Consider the following 20,230-nt stretch of genomic DNA (forward strand, 5'->3'; position numbering starts at 1 on the left):
GCCGCCCTGTTCTTTACAGGTACTGACCGGTGTTCGCCACCGTGTCGATGGAGCGTCCGGTGTCCGCGCCCTGCTTCCCGGTGATGAGCGTACGGATGTAGACGATCCGTTCGCCCTTCTTTCCGGAGATCCGGGCCCAGTCGTCGGGGTTGGTGGTGTTGGGCAGGTCCTCGTTCTCCTTGAACTCGTCCACGCACGCCTGGAGGAGGTGCGAGACGCGGATGCCCTTCTGCTTCTGGTCGAGGAAGTCCTTGATGGCCATCTTCTTGGCCCGGCCCACGATGTTCTCGATCATGGCGCCGGAGTTGAAGTCCTTGAAGTAGAGGACTTCCTTGTCACCGTTGGCGTAGGTGACCTCCAGGAAGCGGTTCTCCTCGGATTCCGTGTACATGTGTTCCACTGCCGTCTGGATCATGCTCTGGACGGTGGTGGTCTTGTCGCCGTTGTGCTCGCCGACGTCGTCGGGGTGGAGCGGGAGGCGCTCGGTGAGGTACTTGGCGAAGATGTCCTTGGCGGCCTCGGCGTCGGGACGCTCGATCTTGATCTTCACGTCCAGGCGGCCGGGGCGCAGGATGGCGGGGTCGATCATGTCCTCGCGGTTCGAGGCGCCGATGACGACCACGTTCTGCAGGCCTTCCACACCGTCGATCTCGGCGAGGAGCTGGGGGACGATGGTGTTCTCCACGTCCGAGCTGACACCGGAACCGCGGGTGCGGAAGAGGGACTCCATCTCGTCGAAGAAGACGATGACGGGGGTGCCCTCGCTGGCCTTCTCACGAGCACGCTGGAAGACCAGGCGGATCTGCCGCTCGGTCTCACCGACGTACTTGTTGAGGAGCTCGGGACCCTTGATGTTGAGGAAGAAGCTCTTGCCGGTGGCCTGGCCGGTGACCTCGGCGACCTTTTTGGCCAGCGAGTTGGCGACGGCCTTGGCGATGAGCGTCTTTCCGCATCCGGGAGGCCCGTACAGCAGGACGCCCTTGGGCGGCCGCAGTTCGTGCTCCTTGAAGAGGTCGGGGTAGAGGTACGGCAGTTCGACCGCGTCGCGGATCATCTCGATCTGGCCGCCCAGACCGCCGATCTGCTCGTAGCCGATGTCGGGGACCTCTTCGAGGACGAGCTCCTCGACCTCGCTCTTCGGGACGATCTCGTAGACGTAGCCGGATCGGGGTTCGAGCAGCAGGGCGTCGCCGGGGCGGATGGTGATGTCCAGCAGCGGCTCGGCGAGCCGCACCACCCGCTCCTCGTCGGTGTGCCCCACCACGAGGGCGCGTTCGCCGTCCTCAAGGATCTCCTTGAGGGTGACGATGTCGCCGACGCGCTCGTACTCCATGGCCTCGACCACGTTGAGCGCTTCGTTGAGCATTACTTCCTGGCCGCGGCGGAGCTCTTCGAGTTCCACGCTTGGGCTGACGTTCACCCGGAGTTTGCGACCGCCGGTGAAGATGTCCGCTGTGCCGTCCTCGTTGGCCACGAGGAAGACACCGAAGCCGGCCGGCGGCTGTGCGAGCCGGTCGACTTCTTCCTTGAGGGCCACGATCTGGTCGCGGGCCTCACGGAGCGTGTTGGCGAGTCGCTCGTTCTGGGCGGACACCCCGGCCAGATTGGTCTGCAGCTCGACGATCCGCTCTTCGAGAATCCTCGTGTGTCGCGGAGAGTCGGCGAGCTTACGTCGCAGGACGGCGATCTCCTGCTCAAGGTAGGCAATCTGCCCGGACGGGTCGTCGGACCCTCGTCCCGGGCGGATGCCGCGGTTCATGTCGTCGTCGTGGGCTGCCACGGTCCTCACCTCCTCCAAGGGGAGCTGGACGCTTCCAGACCCTACCTGGGTGGGTGTCGATTGAAACCCCTAGATCACAAAGACTGTCAAGGTGTGTCGTCGGTCACCCTGCGCTCTCCCTCACGCCGTGTGGATACCCACTCAACGTGATTCAGAAGCGGACTGTTCCAAGGCCGGGTTGGTCAAAAACCTTCACGGCGGACGTGAGTTGCCGTGCGGGCGGGTTCGGCGCCCGGTGGAAACCGGCCAATGCGCCCCTGACTGAGAGTGTCCATGCGGACAGTGTCCGTCATACGGCGGCGTGAAACCTGAGATCGCGGAGAAAGGCCGTTCGGGCGGGCGGAGGTAGGGTCGAAGGTGTTCAACACCCGGCGGAAACAGGAGACATCACCGTGCAGGACGAGGCCGCGGCCGACGGCGAGGCGCTGGAGGTCTGGATCGACCAGGACCTCTGTACCGGCGACGGCATCTGCGCCCAGTACGCCCCCGAGGTCTTCGAACTGGACATCGACGGCCTGGCCTATGTGAAGAGCCCGGACGACGAGCTGCTGCAGGACAAGGGCGCCACCACGCCGGTTCCGCTGCCGTTGCTGGTCGACGTCGTGGACTCCGCCAAGGAGTGCCCCGGTGACTGCATTCACGTGCGCCGGGTCGCGGACCGGGTCGAGGTGTACGGGCCCGACGCGGCCTGAGGGTCGTCAGACGTTCTGGGCGTTACCGGGGGTGGAGCGGACGAACGAGCCGTTCTGCCACTGCCACTTGGCGGTCTCCTTGACGTCGGGGCAGCAACTGGGCACGTCCGCCGTCGAGTAGCCGAGCAGTGTCGCGAGTACGGCGCCGTCGCGCACGGCGAAGTCTGTGACGGTCTCGCGGGCCTTCGGGGCGACCAGGGTGGCGACGACGCGCGGCCCGGCGGCTCCGGCGCCCTGGGTCAGGACGTAGACGCCGTCGGGCGGGGTACCCATGCCCGCGTCGCAGTGGACCACCGCGACGGTCTCCGGCCTGCCGTCGCCGTCGAGGTCCCCGGACGCCTTCTTCTGTACGACGGCCTTCACGGGGCCGCAGTCGATGGGGAAGGCGACTCCTGTGGTCGCGGGGGCCGAGACGGTGGCGGGTGCTGACTTCGTCTGCGTACCGGAGGCCTGGGCGGCGTGCGCGGAGTCGGGCTGCAGGCCCGAGGAGAGGGCCACGACGCCGGCGAGAGCCGTGGCGGTGGCGACCCAGTGGATGGGGCGGGTGGTGGTGTGTGCCAGTTCCAGTTCCGGGACGGCGGAGTGCTGCACTAGGAGTGTCTCCTGTGAGGGCTGTGCCGGTGGGGGTGGCCTGCATGCTGCCACACAGCGCGGAGCGGGGGAACGGCGGGGTCGGCAGTTCGTTCGCACCGTCGCACGGGAGGGTGCGACGGTGTCGGTACGTCAGAAGAAAGACGCCGTGGCCGAGTTCCGGAGGACTTCCGGGAACTCGGCCACGGCGTTCGTGCGTTGAGTGCGGCACAGGGCCGCCCTTGATTGGGCTCAGCGGCCGGTGGCGCCGCCACCGTCGGCGTTGGGGCCGGTGTAGTCGTCGCCGTAGGCGCCCTTGGAGGGGCGGCGGCGGCGCATGGGGGGCTCGACGCCGTCCGCGAGGCGGCGGGCGGTGAGGAGGAAGCCGGTGTGGCCGATCATCCGGTGGTCGGGGCGGACGGCCAGGCCCTCGACGTGCCAGTTGCGGAGCATCGTCTCCCACGCGGTCGGCTCGTTGAAGGAGCCGATCTCGCGGATGGACTCGACGGTGCGGGCGAGCTGGGTGGTGGTCGCGACGTAGCAGCACAGGATGCCGCCGGGCACGAGCGCCTTGGAGACGGCCTCCAGGCACTCCCAGGGGGCGAGCATGTCGAGGATGACGCGGTCGACGTCCGTGTCGGACAGATTGTCCTGGAGGTCGCCGACGGTGAGCTGCCAGGCGGGGTGCGGGCCGCCGAAGTAGCGCTCCACGTTCTGCTGGGCGATCTCGGCGAAGTCCTCGCGGCGCTCGTAGGAGTGCAGCATGCCCTGGTCGCCGATGGCGCGCAGCAGGAAGCTGCTGAGCGAGCCGGAGCCCACGCCCGCTTCCACGACGCGTGCGCCGGGGAAGATGTCGGCGAAGGACAGGATCTGCCCCGCGTCCTTGGGGTAGACCACGGCGGCGCCGCGGGGCATGGACAGGACGTAGTCGGGGAGCAGGGGGCGCAGCGCGAGGTAGGCGACGTTGCCGGTGGTGCGGACAACGCTGCCCTCGGGAGCACCGATCAGTTCGTCGTGCGGGAAGGAACCCTTGTGGGTGTGGAAATTCTTCCCGGCTTCGAGCGTGAACGTGTAGTGGCGGCCCTTGGGGTCGGTCAGCTGAACCTGGTCCCCGACCTTGAAGGGCCCGCGCCTGCGGGCGGCACCGGTCGGTTCGGACATGTGAGCAGCCTACCGGCGTTTGCGGGGGCCGCCGACCACGCGCGCGTGCGTCAGTTGGGGCGGGCCATGGCCTTCACGAAGGCGCGCTCCACGTCGGCCGCGGACAGGACGCCGTAGATCTCGCCGGTCTCCTCGACGACGAGGTACTCGGTGGCGGGGGTCGCGCGCAGGGCGTCGAGGAGGTCCTCGCCGGCCAGTTCGGCGGAGACGCGCATGCCGTCCGTGAGGTCCTGGGCGAGGCCGCTGACGACGACCCAGGGGCGGCGGTGTTCGGGGACACCGACGATGGCGGCCTCGCGGACGAGGGAGAGCGGCTGGCCGTCGGCGTCGACGACGACCAGGGCGCGGGCACCGGCCGCGTTGGCTCGGCGCAGGGCTTCGGAGAGCGGGGTGTTGGTCTCGACGGGGACCGCGCGGCGGGTGAGGTTGCGGGCGCGGAGTTCCGGGAGGTGTTCGCGCAGTCGGGCCATACGGAGGCTGTTGCCGGCGCCGGTCCAGATGATCGCGGCGAGGATCGCGGCGAGCAGGGCGTCGGTGACGGTGTCCATGCCGCTGATGTCCTCGGTGTTGGTGCCGAGGGCGCCGGTCTGGGTGAGCAGCGGGAGGCCGATCAGGACGGAGACGGCGAGCGCGCGGCCGACCCAGGCTGCGGCGATGGTGCCGCTCATGGGTCTGCCGGTGATCTTCCAGACGACGGCACGGAGCATGCGGCCGCCGTCGAGGGGCAGGCCGGGCAGGAGGTTGAAGGCGGCCACGATGAGGTTGGAGACCATCAGGCCGGCCAGCAGGACGCCGGGGACGGTGCCGGGTTCGACGGGCAGCATGGCCAGGTAGAAGATGCCCGAGAGGATCAGCGAGAGCAGGGGGCCGACGAAGGCCAGCACGAACTCCCGGCCGGGGGTCTCGGCCTCCTTCTCGATCTCGGAGACGCCGCCGAAGAACTGCAACTGGATACGGCGGACCGGGAGTTTGAAGCGGAGCGCGGCGACCGTGTGGGCGAGTTCGTGCACCAGGACGGAGCCGTAGAAGGCGACCGCGAAGAAGAGGGCCACCAGGTAGCGGGCGGCGCCGAGTTCGGGCAGCACGCGGTCGAGCTGGCCGCCGAACACCCAGGTGATGAGCGCGGCGACGAGGAACCAACTGGGCGCCACGTAGACGGGCACCCCGAAGGGCCGTCCCATCAGCAGCCCGCCGCCGGGCTCCTTGGGGCGCTGCGGGGGGCGTCCCTTGGCGATGGGGGTGGGGTCTGCTTCGGGTTGGGCGTGGGGGGCGGTGTGGGCGTAGGGGAGATTCGGGTGGTCCGGGGTGCGGTCGTGGTCGTCGCCCGTGGGGGTGGCGTCACGTTTCGGCTCGCCGTTCAGGTGGGCGTGCGGTGCGGGGGCTCCGGAGGTCTCGGCCGGTGATTCCGGCTCGGCGCTGTCGTCCGGTGCGGTGTCCCCGACCGGCGTGCTCGCGTCCGCGGGGTTCTCGGACGGCGTGTCCGCGTCCTTGCGCTGCTCGGGCGCGGTCTCGTGGTCCTCGGGCGGGGTGTTCGCGTGCCCGTGCTCCTGGGTGGGTGTCCCGGGCCGCTGGGGGGCGGAGTCGTCGTGCTCGGGTTCGGGGGTGCCGGGGTCGGCGGCCGGGGTCGTGGCACCCGTGGCGTGTTCGGTCGGCTCGTTGGTGCCGGACCGCGGCTGCCCGCTCCCGCCGCTCTCGTCCACGGTGTCCCCTCGTTCGAAGCATCCTCCGCGCCAACTGGGCGGAGGGGTCTCGGGTCGATGGTATGCGGCGGTCGCGACGCGTTCCGCCCCGGCACCCCCCGCGTTTCCCCGGCCGTCGCGGGCGCGTCGGCCGGGATCGGGTCACTGTCAGTGGCGGGCCGTAAGGTCTGTGGGCATGGAGACGAGTGCGGAGGGCGTCGCGGGGACAGTCGGCGACGAGGGCGCGGCGGCGGGACCGACCGCGGCGGTGACGGTGGGGACGGGGACGGTGGGTGTGGTCGAGCGCGTCGCCATAGCGCCTGCCTCGTTGTCGCCCTCGCGTGCCGGTGACTTCATGCAGTGCCCGTTGTTGTACCGGTTCCGGGTGATCGACCGGCTGCCGGAGAAGCCCAGCGAGGCGGCGACCAGGGGGACCTTGGTGCACTCGGTGCTGGAGCGGCTCTTCGACGCGCCGGCGGCCGAGCGTACGGCGCCGCGGGCCAAGTCGCTGATCCCCGGGCAGTGGGACCGGTTGCGGGAGTCCCGGCCGGAGGTCGTGGAGCTGTTCGCCGACGATCCGGAGGGCGAGCGGCTGGCGCGGTGGCTCGGGGAGGCGGAGCGGCTGGTCGAGCGCTGGTTCTCCCTTGAGGATCCGACGCGGCTGGAGCCCGCCGAGCGGGAGATGTTCGTCGAGGCCGAGCTGGAGTCGGGACTGAAGCTGCGCGGGATCATCGACCGGGTCGATGTGGCGCCGACGGGCGATGTGCGGATCGTCGACTACAAGACGGGCAAGGCGCCGCGGCCCGAGTATGCCGAGGGTGCGCTGTTCCAGATGAAGTTCTACGCGCTGGTGGTCTGGCGGTTGAAGCAGGTCGTCCCACGGCGGCTCCAGTTGGTGTACCTGGGCAGCGGGGACGTGGTGACGTACGACCCCGTCGTCGCCGACCTGGAGCGCGTGGAGCGCAAGCTGCTGGCCCTGTGGGAGGCGATCCGGCTGGCCACGGAGACGGGCGACTGGCGCCCACGCCCGACCAAGCTGTGCGGCTGGTGCGACCACCAGGCGGTGTGCCCGGAGTTCGGCGGCACTCCCCCGCCGTATCCGTTGCCGGTACGGAAGGCCGACGGCGGTTCCGGGGCGGGCGGTGTTGCCGCGGGGGGTTCTGCCGGAGATGCGGAGGTCGTGGCCGACGCTTCCGGGAAGGGTGCGGAGGCGTCAGAGGGGGGTTCGGCTGCGGGGCCGGAGGCGGATTCGGTGACGGGTCCGGGGGCGACGGGCGGGGTTTCTGGCGGGGGTTGAGGTTGTGGACGGGGTTTCCGCCGGCGGGCCGGAGGCATAGGCAATGCCCGGACAGCCTTTGCGCAGGGAGCCCGAAGGGGATGCCCCTTCCACCCGAGACCCCGGCGCAAGAACCCGCCCTCTCCCCCCAAGGCCCCAAACGCAGCAAACCGCCCCCTCCCAAGCCTCCCCTCCCTCTCCCTCCCCTACCCCACTGAGCCCCGTCTCCCCGCCCCCACTCAGCCCCGACAGTCCCCCACAAGGCCGGTCGAGTCGTCGGGCCGGGCGCAGGGCAGAATGGGGCCGGGCTAGCGAAGGAGATTCACGTGGCCATCCGCGTCCTACTGGTTGATGACCAGCCGCTGCTGCGAACCGGGTTCCGGATGATTTTGGAGGCGGAGCAGGATCTCGCGGTCGTCGGTGAGGCCGGTGACGGTCTGCAGGCGCTCGACCAGGTGCGGGCTCTGCAGCCCGATGTGGTGCTGATGGACATCCGTATGCCACGGATGGACGGGGTGGAGGCGACCCGGCAGATCACCGGTCCCGGGCGGGACGGCCCGGCGAAGGTGCTGGTGCTGACCACCTTCGATCTCGACGAGTACGTCGTGGAGGCGTTGCGGGCCGGTGCCAGTGGCTTCCTGCTCAAGGACGCGCCGGCGAACGAGCTCGTGCAGGCGATCCGGGTGGTGGCCGCAGGCGAGGCCATGCTCGCGCCCAGCATCACGCGGCGGCTGCTCGACAAGTACGCCGGTCATCTGCCGTCGGGTGACGAGCCCGTCCCGGATGCCCTGCACACGTTGACCGAGCGTGAGGTCGAGGTGCTGAAGCTGGTGGCGCGGGGGCTGTCGAACGCGGAGGTCGCCGCCGACCTGTTCGTCAGCGAGACCACCGTCAAGACGCATGTGGGGCACGTCCTCACCAAGTTGGGCCTGCGCGACCGGGTGCAGGCCGCGGTGTACGCGTACGAGAGCGGTCTGGTGCGCCCAGGCGCGCAGTAGACGCCCGTACACACGAAGAGGGCGCCCCTTCCTGACAGGGGCGCCCTCTTCGTGCGTACGGGCCCGGATCGGCCTTTGCCGGCCTCCCGGAACCGGAAGGCCGAACTCCCAGAACCGGAAGACCGTCGACAGGCCGGTGGCCAGTCCCGCCGTGATCGGCGGGGCTGGCCACTGGTCGAGCTTGTCCGGTGAGCGAGTGCGGTCGGGACCGTCAGTTGCCCACGCCTCGGCCCAGCTCCCAGAGCTGGAGGGTCGAGGAGGAGTTGAGCACGTACGCGGTGCCCGTGACGTCGTCACGCGCGGCGACGTACTGCTTGCCCTGCCACAGCGGGATCAGCGGGACGTCGGAGGCGACGATGTCCTGGATGGACGTGAGGCTCTTCGCGGCGGCGAGCCGGTCGGCCTCGCGGCGGGACTCCGGGATCAGGGTGTTCCTGATCTTGGTGTTGGCGTACGGCAGGCCGAGGGTGTTGTCCTTGTCGAGGAACGGCGCGAGGTAGTTGTCGGCGTCGGGGAAGTCGGGGAACCAGCCCATCCCGTAGACGTCGTACTTGCCCTTCTGCTCGGCCGGGCGGAACGTTGCCCAGGGGGTGCCCTTGATGCTGACGTCGAACAGGCCGCTGTCGTTGAGCTGCTTCTGCAACTGGACGAACTCGTCCTTGGTCGCCGGGCCGTAGTGGTCCGTCGTGTAGTTCAGGGTCAGCTTCACCGGGGTGGTGATGTTGGCGGCCGCCATCATCGCCTTGGCCTTGGTGACGCTCGGGTCGCCGTACTTGTTGAAGAACGAGTTCGAGTGACCGGTGATGGTCGCCGGGACCATGGAGTAGAGCGGCTCGGCCTCGGTGCCGTAGACCTTGGAGACGAGTGCGCCGCGGTCGATGATCTGGGCCATCGCCTCGCGCACGGCCTTCGACTTCACGCTGGTGGCCTCGGTGTTGAAGCCGAGGTAGCGGATTTCGAGGCCGGGCATCTCGACGAGGTCGACGTCGCCGTCCGTGTCGTCGCTGAGCTTCTGGATCTGCTCCGGCGACATGGTGCGCGTCATCACGTCGATGTCGCCCTTGGTGATGGCGTCGCCCATCGCGTCGGCGTCGGCGAAGGAACGCATCTCGACCTTGCTGTTGTTCACCTTCAAGGCCCCCTTGTAGTTGGGGTTCTTGGTGAAGGTGGCCGTGGTGATCGCGTCGTCCTTCTTGGCGACCGACAAGGTGTACGGGCCGGAGCCGTCGATGTCGAAGCCGTCGCGCAGCTTGTCCTTCTGGTAGTCGTCCGGATTCACGATGCCGGCGACGGGAGTGGACAGCTTGTACGGGAACGTGGCGTCGGCCGACTTCAGGTGGAAGATGACCTCGCGGTCGCCCTGCGTCTCGACGGTGTCGACCGTGGACAACAGGGCGAAGACGCCGCTGTCGGCCTTGATGCGCATCGCGCGGTCGATGGAGTACTTCACGTCTTCCGCGGTGATCTTGTCGCCGTTGGCGAACTTCAGACCCTCCCGCAGGGTGCAGGCGTAGCGCTCGTTGCCGGTGTCGGTGAAGCCGCACTTCTCGGCGGCCTCGGGCACCGGGTCGCCCTCGCCCTTGGGCTGGATCATCAGGGTCTGCACGGTCTGGCGCAGGATGTTCCAGGTGCCGACGTCGTAGGCGTAGGCGGGGTCGAGCGGCGCCGGAGCGTCCTTCGTCGCCTCGAACCGGTCCGTGGTGCCGACGATTATCGCATCGTCGCTGGAACTCCCGCTGCCGGAGCCGCCACACGCGGCGAGCACCGGCGCGAGCAGGCCGACGACGGCCGGCAGCACCAAAGTCTTGCGGTTCATGCTCGAGTTTCTCCAGAGCTGTTCGAGTCCGTGTATCCGGCATACATGGGGTGGCGATGCCGATCACGGGGATAAGGGCGATGTTCTCGCGTTGAGATTAGTCCGGACCCGCACGGGGGTTCGCGGCCACCGTAGTTGAGTTCCCATCACGCAGCGGAACCGGCTGTGGACAGACCGAAAACCCGCCGAGGGAAGGATTAGTGCAGCGTTTCACCAATCGGGACACAACGGTGCGTGATCGGCCTCAGAAATGGGGTGAACAGCACAGGCCGACGACGATGTCGACCCTCCGGCACGTGGGGAACCTCACACACACCAACTCGGTTGGAGTGCAACGGAATTCGACCGGTCGACCGTGTCCGAATTCCTTTCTCATTGGACTTTGTACGCTCGGTGAACGGCTGGCGCATTTCCGTCATCGGCCGCCATCAGGCGGCCGTCAGTCGGCCATCAGTCCGCGCAGAAATGCCAGGTCGACGACTTCCAGGGAGGTCACGACGGTGCGCCGGGCGGCCGGGGCGATGGGCGCCACGGACGGTACGGCCACCACCAGGCAGCCCGCCGCCTCCGCCGCCGCGACACCGGTCGCGGTGTCCTCCACGACCGCGCAGCGGGCCGGGTCGACGCCCAGTCCGGCGGCGGCGAGCAGATACGGGTCGGGGAACGGCTTGGTGCGCGCGACCTCGTCGCCGGCCACCGTCAGCGCGAAGTGCTGGGGGCCGAGCGCGGTCAGGACGCGGTCGATGATGCGCCGGTGCGAGGCGGAGACCAGAGCCGTGGGGATCTCGTACTCCGCCAGCTCGGCCAGGAGTCTGGCGGCGCCCGGCATCAGCGGCAGGCTCCGCCCGATCAGGTCCTCGAAGCCCGCGTTGAGCAGCACGCTCAGCTCGGCGAGGGTGATGTCGGCGCCGGTGGCCTCGATCAGGAAACCGGCGCTGCGGGTCATGGGGCCGCCGACCACGACATGGCGCCAGGAGTCGTCGAGGGTGTGTCCGAGGGCGGCGAAGACCTCGACCTCTACGTCCCACCAGAAGCCCTCGGTGTCCACCAGGGTTCCGTCCATGTCGAGGAGTACGGCCTGGAGTGCTGAGCCTTCGGCCGTACGGGTTCCGAGCGCGGGGACCGTGCTGGTCATCCTGGCGCACCTCCTTGAGGGACGATCAGGCCGGCCGCCTCTTTTTCACAGAGAGGCGACCGGCCTGCGGTGGACCGACCAGTGTACGACTTATCCGATCAACGTGCGTTGAAGTATTTCGCCTCGGGGTGGTGGATCACGATCGCGTCCGTGGACTGCTCCGGGTGCAACTGGAACTCCTCCGACAGGTGGACGCCGATGCGCTCCGGCTCCAGCATGTCGGCGATCTTCGCGCGGTCCTCCAGGTCGGGGCAGGCGCCGTAGCCGAGGGAGAAGCGGGCGCCCCGGTACTTGAGGGCGAACATGTCCTCGACGTCGGTGGGGTCCTCGCCGGCGAAGCCGAGTTCGGAGCGCACGCGCGCGTGCCAGTACTCGGCGAGTGCCTCGGCCAACTGGACGGACAGGCCGTGCAGTTCGAGGTAGTCGCGATAGGAGTTCGACTCGAAGAGCTTCGCGGTCTCCTCGCCGATGCGGTTGCCGACGGTGACGATCTGGAAGCCGACGACGTCGATCTCGCCGGACTCCTCGGGGCGGAAGAAGTCGGCCAGGCAGAGACGGCGGCCGCGGCGCTGGCGCGGGAAGGTGAAGCGAGTGCGCTCGTTGCCCTGGTCGTCCAGGATGATCAGGTCGTCGTCCTTGGACACGCAGGGGAAGTAGCCGTAGACGACGGCCGCTTCGAGGAGGTTGTCGGTCTGGAGCTTGTCCAGGAGGCCGCGCAGCCGGGGGCGGCCCTCCGTCTCGACCAGTTCCTCGTACGTCGGTCCGTCGCCGGTGCGGGCCTGCTTGAGGCCCCACTGGCCCTTGAAGAGGGCGCCCTCGTCGAGCCAGGACGCGTACTCCTTGAGCTGGATGCCCTTGATGACCCGGGTGCCCCGGAACGGCGGAGTGGGGATCGGGTTGTCGACGGCGACGTCGGAGCGGACGTGGCCCTCTTCGGGGCGCTCCTCGACCTCCACGGCAGCACTCGCCCGCACCCGGCGCTGCTTGAGCTCGGGCAGCTTCGCGCCGGGCACGCCGCGCTTGACGCCGATCAGGGCGTCCATCAGACGCAGGCCCTCGAACGCGTCGCGGGCGTAGCGGACCTCGCCCTCGTAGATCTCGTGCAGGTCCTGCTCGACGTAGGCGCGGGTGAGGGCGGCGCCGCCCAGGATGACCGGGTAGTCGGCGGCCATCTTGCGCTGGTTGAGCTCCTGGAGGTTCTCCTTCATGATCACCGTGGACTTGACCAGGAGGCCGGACATGCCGATGACGTCGGCGCGGTGCTCCTCGGCGGCTTCCAGGATCGCGGAGACCGGCTGCTTGATGCCGAGGTTGACGACGTTGTAGCCGTTGTTGGACAGGATGATGTCGACGAGGTTCTTGCCGATGTCGTGCACGTCGCCGCGCACGGTGGCGAGCACGATGGTGCCCTTGCCCTCGGCGTCCGACTTCTCCATGTGCGGTTCGAGATAGGCGACCGCCGTCTTCATGACCTCGGCGGACTGGAGCACGAACGGCAGTTGCATCTGTCCGGAGCCGAACAGTTCGCCGACGACCTTCATGCCGTCCAGGAGCGTCGCGTTGACGATGTCCAGGGCGGGGCGGGTCTGCAAGGCCTCGGCGAGGTCGGCCTCCAGGCCGTTCTTCTCGCCGTCGATGATCCGTCGCTTGAGCCGCTCGTCCAGCGGGAGGGCGGCCAGCTCCTCGGCGCGGCCCGCCGTCCGGGACTTGGTGGTGGCGCCCTCGAAGAGGGCCATCAGCTTCTGCAGCGGGTCGTAGCCCTCGGCGCGGCGGTCGTAGACGAGGTCGAGGGCCGTCTTCACCTCTTCCTCGGTGAAGCGGGCGATCGGGAGGATCTTCGAGGCGTGCACGATCGCGGAGTCGAGGCCCGCCTTGACGCACTCGTCGAGGAAGACGGAGTTGAGCAGAACGCGGGCGGCCGGGTTGAGGCCGAAGGAGATGTTCGAGAGGCCCAGCGTGGTCTGGACGTCCGGGTGGCGGGCCTTGAGGCGGCGGATCGCCTCGATGGTGGCGATGCCGTCGCCGCGGGACTCCTCCTGGCCGGTGCAGATGGTGAAGGTCAGGGTGTCGATGAGGATGTCCGACTCGTGGATGCCCCAGTTCGTCGTCAGGTCCTCGATCAGCCGCTCGGCGATGGCGACCTTGTGCTCCGGGGTGCGGGCCTGGCCCTCCTCGTCGATGGTCAGCGCGATGAGCGCGGCGCCGTGCTCCTGCGCCAGCCTGGTGACCTTCGCGAAGCGGGACTCGGGGCCGTCGCCGTCCTCGTAGTTGACGGAGTTGATGACCGCGCGGCCGCCGAGCTTCTCCAACCCGGCCCGGATGACCGGGACTTCGGTGGAGTCCAGGACGATCGGGAGGGTGGAGGCGGTGGCGAAGCGGCCGGCGAGTTCTTCCATGTCGGCGACGCCGTCGCGGCCGACGTAGTCCACGCAGAGGTCCAGCATGTGGGCGCCCTCGCGGATCTGGTCGCGGGCCATCTCCACGCAGTCGTCCCAGCGGGCGTCCAGCATGGCCTCGCGGAACTTCTTCGAACCGTTGGCGTTGGTGCGCTCGCCGATCGCCATGTAGGCGGTGTCCTGGCGGAACGGGACCGTCTGGTAGAGGGACGCGGCACCCGGCTCGGGCTGCGGGTGGCGCTCGGCGGGCGCCAACTCGCGGACCCGCTCGACGAGTTGACGCAGGTGCTCGGGGGTGGTGCCGCAGCAGCCGCCGACCAGGTTCAGGCCGTAGTCGCGGACGAAGTGGTCCTGCGCGTCCGCCAGGCCCTCGGGGTCGAGCGGGAAGTGGGCGCCGTCCTTGGTGAGGATGGGCAGGCCCGCGTTCGGCATGCAGAGCAGGGGGGTGCGGGAGTGCCGGGCGAGATAGCGCAGGTGCTCGCTCATCTCGGCGGGGCCGGTCGAGCAGTTCAGGCCGATCATGTCGATGCCGAGGGGCTCGAGCGCGGTGAGCGCGGCGCCGATCTCCGAGCCGAGCAGCATGGTGCCGGTGGTCTCGAAGGCCATCGAGACCAGGAGGGGCACGTCGACGCCGGTCGCCTCCATGGCGCGGCGGGCGCCCAGGATCGACGACTTGGTCTGCAGCAGGTCCTGGGTGGTCTCGACGATCAGGGCGTCGGCGCCGCCGGCGAGGAGGCCCTCGGCGTTCGCCTGGAAGCCGTCGCGCAGGGTGCCGTAGGCGATGTGGCCGAGGGTGGGCAGCTTGGTGCCGGGGCCGATGGAGCCGAGGACCCAGCGCTGGCGGCCGTCGCGGGCGGTGAAGTCGTCGGCGGTCTCGCGGGCGATGCGGGCGCCGGCCGCGGAGAGTTCGTGGACGCGCTCGGGGATGTCGTACTCGGCCATCGCGGAGTGGTTCGCGCCGAACGTGTTGGTCTCGACGCAGTCGACGCCCGCGCCGAAGTACTCCTCGTGCACGGAGCGGACGATGTCCGGGCGGGTGATGTTCAGAATCTCGTTGCAGCCCTCGAGATTCTCGAAGTCCTCGAGGGTCGGGTCCTGCGCCTGGAGCATGGTGCCCATCGCTCCGTCGGCGACCACCACGCGGGTGGCGAGGGCCTCTCGGAGCGCGGACACACGGGTCCGGCTGTCGGCAGACGGGGTCAGTGGCGACGAGGCCATGAAGGGGCTCCCTGGAGTGCGACGGCTGTCGGCTTTGCGGCTTCCCCGGGAACCTCTCACGGAATTCCCCGGGGAGCTTGCACGCCGCCAGCGTAACGGGGTCGGGCAGGAGAGTGCTCGAGGCGTCCATGAGGCGGACTGGGGTGACGCGCGGATCAACCCCGTCTAGGTTCTCGCGACGAGTGACGTAACAGACTTCGCGACAGGAGTCGTCACAGGAATCGACCGACCATTAGCGAGAGGTCGGCATGGAACGGTAGTGTTCGACATTGCCGAACGGCGGCAGCGACGCCGCGCGTCGGCGGTCGAACGGACGGAGGCAGTACGGCGATGGCACGGAACATCCAGTCGCTCGAACGGGCGGCCGCGATGCTGCGCCTGCTCGCGGGCGGCGAGCGACGGCTCGGCCTCTCGGACATCGCCTCGTCGCTCGATCTCGCCAAAGGCACGGCCCACGGCATCCTGCGCACCCTCCAGCACGAGGGCTTCGTCGAGCAGGACGACGTCTCCGGGCGCTATCAGCTCGGCGCCGAGCTGCTGCGCCTGGGCACCACCTATCTCGACGTGCACGAGCTGCGGGCCCGCGCCCTGGTGTGGACGGACGACCTGGCCCGCTCCAGCGGCGAGAGCGTGCACCTGGGCGTCCTGCATCTGCGGGGCGTCCTGATCGTGCACCACGTCTTCCGGCCCGACGACAGCCGGCAGGTCCTGGAGATCGGGGCCATGCAGCCGCTGCACTCGACGGCCCTGGGCAAGGTGCTGTCGGCCTACGACCCGGTCGCGCACAGCGAGGCCCTGGAGGCCGAGCGCAAGCCCTTCACCGACCGCACGGTGTACGAGCTCGCCGACTTCGAGCACATCCTCGACGTCACACGCGCGCGTGGGTACGCGGCCGACGTCGAGGAGACCTGGGAGGGCGTCGCGTCGATCGCCGCGCCCATCCACGACCGGCGCCGCATGCCGGTCGGCGCGGTCGGCATCACCGGGGCCGTGGAGCGGCTGTGCCGGGAGGGCGAGCTGCGCCCCGACCTGATCGCCGCGGTACGGGACTGCGCCCGCGCGGTGTCGCGTGACCTGGGCGCCGGGCGCTTCTGAGCTCAGCGGATTCACAGCGGGAACTCACCGGGACGTCATGCCGACGTTCCGGTATCAGTCGTACTCTGGATGACAAAGTCGGCCAAAACGCCAAATCACCACACACGGTGTCCACTTGACTGCCGTCCGCATCGACCACGAGATCGATAGCCCACAGCAATCAATAACGATCGTGTTTTCGATAACAGCACTCTTGACGCGCCTGTAACCCCGGAGCAAGACTCCCGTCCATCGGTCGGCATTGTCGAACACCTACCGGCAATACGCGCTAGAGTGTGGCAACGCCAAAGGCCGGCATCGCTCTCACCCCCGAGGGCGCACGAATCCCCGGCGGGACCCGGGGTTCGGCTTCCCTGGACGAAGGACAAAGGAGTCGCGGGTGTCCAGCTCCGACATCTTCATCGGCGAGACCATAGGTACCGCCGTACTCATCCTGCTGGGCGGTGGCGTCTGCGCCGCCGTCACGCTGAAGGCCTCCAAGGCCCGTAACGCCGGCTGGCTCGCCATCGCCTTCGGGTGGGGTTTCGCCGTCATGACGGCTGTATACATCTCGGCGCCGCTCTCCGGTGCCCACCTCAACCCGGCCGTGACGCTCGCACTCGCCATCAAGGACGGTGGCTGGGACAACGTCCCGATCTACTGGGGCGGGCAACTGCTCGGCGCCATGATCGGTGCGACGCTGGTCTGGGTGGCCTACTACGGCCAGTTCCAGGCCCACCTCACGGACAAGGAGATCGTCGGCGAGCCGGCGGCCAAGGCCGTGGAGGCCGAGGAGAAGGGTGCGGGCCCGGTCCTGGGCATCTTCTCCACCGGTCCTGAGGTCCGCAACGTGGTGCAGAACCTCGCCACGGAGATCATCGGCACCGTCGTCCTGATCCTCGCCATCCTGACGCAGGGTCTGAACGACAAGGGCAACGGTCTCGGCACCCTGGGCGCCCTGATCACCGCGTTCGTGGTCGTGTCCATCGGTCTGTCGCTCGGCGGCCCGACCGGTTACGCCATCAACCCGGCCCGTGACCTGGGCCCGCGCATCGTGCACGCGCTCCTGCCGCTGCCCAACAAGGGCGGTTCCGACTGGAGCTACGCCTGGATCCCGGTCGTCGGTCCACTGATCGGCGGCGCGATCGCTGCGGGTATCTACAACCTCGCTTTTGCTTAGGACCAGAGTCCCGGCACTGAAGCAGTAGTAGAACCAGTCCTCATGACCACGGAACCCCTCAGGAGCACACAGTGACCGACGCCCACACCGCCGGACCGTTCATCGCGGCCATCGACCAGGGCACGACCTCCAGCCGTTGCATCGTCTTCGACCGGGACGGCCGTATCGTCTCCGTCGACCAGAAGGAGCACGAGCAGATCTTCCCGAAGCCGGGCTGGGTCGAGCACAACGCCACCGAGATCTGGACCAACGTCCAGGAGGTCGTCGCCTCCGCCATCGAGAAGGCCGGCATCACCCGCGACGACATCAAGGCCATCGGCATCACCAACCAGCGTGAGACGACTCTCCTCTGGGACAAGAACACCGGTGAGCCCGTCCACAACGCCATCGTCTGGCAGGACACCCGCACCGACGCGCTCTGCAAGGAGCTGGGCCGCAACGTCGGACAGGACCGCTTCCGCCGCCAGACCGGCCTGCCGCTGGCGAGCTACTTCGCCGGACCCAAGGCCCGCTGGCTGCTCGACAACGTCGAGGGGCTGCGCGAGCGCGCCGAGGCCGGCGACATCCTCTTCGGCACCATGGACAGCTGGGTCATCTGGAACCTGACGGGCGGTGTCAACGGCGGCAAGCACGTCACCGACGTCACCAACGCCTCCCGCACCATGCTGATGAACCTGCACACCATGGAGTGGGACGAGTCCATCGCCGAGTCCATCGGCGTCCCGCTGAACATGCTGCCCGAGATCCGCTCCTCCGCCGAGGTCTACGGCGAGGTCACCGGCGGCCGCCTCGGCGACGTGCTCGGCGGCATCCCGGTCGCCTCCGCGCTCGGCGACCAGCAGGCGGCCCTGTTCGGCCAGACCTGTTTCGCCGAGGGCGAGGCCAAGTCGACGTACGGCACCGGCACCTTCCTGCTGATGAACACCGGTGAGAAGCCGGTCAACTCGTACAACGGCCTGCTCACCACGGTCGGTTACCGCATCGGCGACCAGAAGGCGGTCTACGCCCTCGAAGGGTCGATCGCCGTCACCGGTTCGCTGGTGCAGTGGATGCGCGACCAGATGGGCCTCATCTCCACCGCCGCCGAGATCGAGACCCTCGCGCTCTCGGTCGAGGACAACGGCGGCGCCTACTTCGTGCCGGCCTTCTCCGGTCTGTTCGCCCCGTACTGGCGCTCCGACGCCCGCGGTGTGATCGCCGGTCTGACCCGGTACGTCACCAAGGCGCACCTCGCGCGCGCCGTCCTGGAGGCCACGGCCTGGCAGACCCGTGAGATCACCGACGCCATGACGAAGGACTCCGGCGTCGAGCTCGCGGCGATCAAGGTCGACGGCGGTATGACCTCCAACAACCTGCTGATGCAGACGCTCTCCGACTTCGTGGACGCCCCCGTGGTGCGCCCGATGGTCGCCGAGACCACCTGCCTCGGCGCCGCCTACGCCGCCGGTCTCGCCGTCGGCTTCTGGACCAGCACCGACGACCTGCGTGCCAACTGGCGCCGGGCCGCCGAGTGGACCCCCAACATGGACGCGGAGAAGCGCGACCGTGAGTACAAGAGCTGGCTCAAGGCCGTCGAGCGGACCATGGGCTGGCTCGAGGACGAGGAGTAAGAACCCCACATGACCAGTCAGTCCACCCTGCAGTCCGTGCCTGCCCTCGGTACGCACCCGGCCTCCGGCTCGAACCCGAGCCGGGCCGAGACCCGGGAGCAGCTCTCCAAGGCGACGTACGACCTCCTCGTCATCGGCGGCGGCATCCTGGGCATCTCCACCGCCTGGCACGCCGCGCAGTCCGGGCTGCGGGTGGCCCTGGTCGACGCCGGCGACTTCGCCGGTGCCACCTCTTCCGCCTCCTCCAAGCTGCTCCACGGCGGTCTGCGCTATCTGCAGACCGGCGCGGTGAAGCTGGTGGCGGAGAACCATTTCGAACGCCGTGCGGTGTCCCGCCAGGTGGCTCCCCACCTGGCGAACCCGCTTACGTTCTACCTCCCCGTGTACAAGGGCGGTCCGCACGGCGCGGCGAAGCTCGGGGCGGGCGTCTTCGCCTACTCCGCGCTCTCCGCGTTCGGCGACGGCGTCGGCCACCTCCTGTCCCCCGCCAAGGCGGCGCAGGACGTGCCCGAGCTGCGCACCCAGAACCTCAAGGCCGTGGCCGTGTACGGCGACGACCAGATGAACGACGCCCGCATGGCGCTGATGACGGTCCGCGCGGCCGTCGAGGCGGGCGCGGTCGTCCTCAACCACGCCCAGGTCACCGGCCTGCGCTTCACCCAGGGCCGGGTGACCGGCGCGGAGCTGCGGGACGCGACCTCCGGCGACGAGTTCGGCGTGAGCGCCCGCCTGGTGCTCAACGCGACCGGCCCGTGGGTCGACCACCTGCGCAAGATGGAGGACCCGAACGCGGCTCCGTCCATCCGCCTCTCCAAGGGCGCGCACCTGGTCCTGAAGCGGACCGCTCCCTGGAAGGCCGCGCTCGCGACCCCCATCGACAAGTACCGCATCACCTTCGCCCTCCCCTGGGAGGACATGCTCCTGCTCGGCACGACCGACGAGGAGTACGAGGGCGACCCGGCGGACGTCTCGGTCAACGAGAAGGACATATCCCAGATCCTGGACGAGGCCGCGTTCTCCGTCCGGGACCAGCAGCTCTCCCGTGACCTGATCACGTACTCCTTCGCCGGTCTGCGCGTGCTGCCCGGCGGCCCCGGCAGCACCGCGAAGGCCAAGCGCGAGACCGTGGTGACCGAGGGCAAGGGCGGCATGCTGTCCGTCGCGGGCGGCAAGTGGACCACCTTCCGGCACATCGGCCGTACGGTCATGCAGAAGCTGGAGGCCCTCCCCGGCCGCCCGCTCGGCGAGGACTTCGAGCCGATCTCCTCCCTCCCGAAGAAGCTCCCGCTGCCGGGTGTCGCCAACCCGCGCGCGGTCGCCCACCGCCTCCTCGTCGACAACCCGGCGCCGGGCCCGCGCATGGCGGCCGACACGGCGAAGCACCTGGCCACGCACTACGGCTCGCTGGCCTTCGACATCGCCCGACTCGCCAACGAGAACCCGGACTTGGGGCAGCGCGTCCACCCCGACGCGCCCGAGATCTGGGCGCAGGTCGTCTACGCCCGCGACCACGAGTGGGCCGAGACCCAGGACGACGTCCTGCGCCGCCGCACCACCCTCACGATCCGGGGCCTGGCCACGGACGAGGTCCGCGCGAAGGTCCAGGACCTGCTCGACAAGAAGTAGGCGGTACGGCTACGACGCC

General features: G+C 69.1%; 14 protein-coding genes. 7 read left to right on the forward strand and 7 right to left on the reverse strand.

Annotation, left to right across the window (positions count from 1 at the left end; translation table 11 throughout):
• Positions 1-13: 13 nt before the first annotated feature.
• Positions 14-1,780 carry a proteasome ATPase gene (arc, locus tag OG223_RS12155; RefSeq protein ID WP_317879860.1) on the reverse strand — a complete coding sequence of 589 codons (1,767 nt, stop codon included), beginning with the start codon at positions 1,778-1,780 and terminating at the stop codon, positions 14-16.
• A 386-nt stretch (positions 1,781-2,166) separates the two neighbouring features.
• On the opposite strand from arc, the gene OG223_RS12160 reads away from it, so the two are divergent.
• On the forward strand, positions 2,167-2,472 hold the full coding sequence (locus OG223_RS12160; RefSeq protein WP_043682010.1) for a ferredoxin: 306 nt from the start codon (positions 2,167-2,169) through the stop codon (positions 2,470-2,472).
• 6 nt (positions 2,473-2,478) lie between these two features.
• Here the strand turns inward: OG223_RS12160 and OG223_RS12165 are convergent, their stop codons facing one another.
• The 3 genes from OG223_RS12165 to OG223_RS12175 all read right to left on the reverse strand — a co-directional run bounded on the left by OG223_RS12165 (position 2,479) and on the right by OG223_RS12175 (position 5,903).
• A complete protein-coding gene (locus tag OG223_RS12165; RefSeq protein WP_329246417.1) occupies positions 2,479-3,063 on the reverse strand; it encodes a hypothetical protein in 585 nt (194 codons plus the stop codon).
• A gap of 231 nt (positions 3,064-3,294) precedes the next feature.
• Positions 3,295-4,203 carry a tRNA (adenine-N1)-methyltransferase gene (locus OG223_RS12170; protein WP_329246420.1) on the reverse strand — a complete coding sequence of 303 codons (909 nt, stop codon included), beginning with the start codon at positions 4,201-4,203 and terminating at the stop codon, positions 3,295-3,297.
• A 50-nt stretch (positions 4,204-4,253) separates the two neighbouring features.
• Positions 4,254-5,903, reverse strand: a complete 1,650-nt coding sequence (locus OG223_RS12175; protein ID WP_329246422.1) for a site-2 protease family protein — start codon at positions 5,901-5,903, stop codon at positions 4,254-4,256.
• Positions 5,904-6,078: 175 nt separating this feature from the next.
• Here OG223_RS12175 and OG223_RS12180 point away from each other — a divergent pair, with 175 nt between their 5' ends.
• Positions 6,079-7,179 (forward strand): RecB family exonuclease, encoded by a 1,101-nt coding sequence (locus OG223_RS12180; RefSeq protein ID WP_329246425.1) that lies wholly within the window; start codon positions 6,079-6,081, stop codon positions 7,177-7,179.
• Between the two features lie 305 nt (positions 7,180-7,484).
• On the forward strand, positions 7,485-8,156 hold the full coding sequence (locus OG223_RS12185) for a response regulator transcription factor (RefSeq protein WP_329246428.1): 672 nt from the start codon (positions 7,485-7,487) through the stop codon (positions 8,154-8,156).
• A 211-nt stretch (positions 8,157-8,367) separates the two neighbouring features.
• Here OG223_RS12185 and OG223_RS12190 read toward each other — a convergent pair whose 3' ends face one another.
• The 3 genes from OG223_RS12190 to metH all read right to left on the reverse strand — a co-directional run bounded on the left by OG223_RS12190 (position 8,368) and on the right by metH (position 14,721).
• The gene (locus tag OG223_RS12190; RefSeq protein WP_329246431.1) at positions 8,368-9,972 is read right to left on the reverse strand and encodes an ABC transporter substrate-binding protein; all 1,605 of its coding nucleotides are present in this window, start codon (positions 9,970-9,972) and stop codon (positions 8,368-8,370) included.
• A 439-nt stretch (positions 9,973-10,411) separates the two neighbouring features.
• Complete coding sequence (locus OG223_RS12195; protein ID WP_329246434.1) at positions 10,412-11,107, reverse strand: HAD family hydrolase; 696 nt, start codon at positions 11,105-11,107, stop codon at positions 10,412-10,414.
• 98 nt (positions 11,108-11,205) lie between these two features.
• On the reverse strand, positions 11,206-14,721 hold the full coding sequence (gene metH, locus OG223_RS12200; protein WP_329246437.1) for a methionine synthase: 3,516 nt from the start codon (positions 14,719-14,721) through the stop codon (positions 11,206-11,208).
• A gap of 330 nt (positions 14,722-15,051) precedes the next feature.
• Here metH and OG223_RS12205 point away from each other — a divergent pair, with 330 nt between their 5' ends.
• From OG223_RS12205 to OG223_RS12220, 4 genes are all read left to right on the forward strand, one after another.
• Positions 15,052-15,816, forward strand: coding sequence for an IclR family transcriptional regulator (locus tag OG223_RS12205; protein ID WP_329246439.1), 765 nt, complete (start codon positions 15,052-15,054; stop codon positions 15,814-15,816).
• A gap of 379 nt (positions 15,817-16,195) precedes the next feature.
• Positions 16,196-16,975 carry an MIP/aquaporin family protein gene (locus OG223_RS12210; RefSeq protein WP_329246442.1) on the forward strand — a complete coding sequence of 260 codons (780 nt, stop codon included), beginning with the start codon at positions 16,196-16,198 and terminating at the stop codon, positions 16,973-16,975.
• A 71-nt stretch (positions 16,976-17,046) separates the two neighbouring features.
• Positions 17,047-18,585, forward strand: a complete 1,539-nt coding sequence (gene glpK / locus OG223_RS12215) for a glycerol kinase GlpK (RefSeq protein WP_329246444.1) — start codon at positions 17,047-17,049, stop codon at positions 18,583-18,585.
• Between the two features lie 9 nt (positions 18,586-18,594).
• Complete coding sequence (locus tag OG223_RS12220; protein ID WP_329246447.1) at positions 18,595-20,211, forward strand: glycerol-3-phosphate dehydrogenase/oxidase; 1,617 nt, start codon at positions 18,595-18,597, stop codon at positions 20,209-20,211.
• Positions 20,212-20,230 lie beyond the last annotated feature (19 nt).

This window comes from Streptomyces sp. NBC_01478 (assembly GCF_036227225.1).
Lineage (GTDB): Bacteria > Actinomycetota > Actinomycetes > Streptomycetales > Streptomycetaceae > Streptomyces.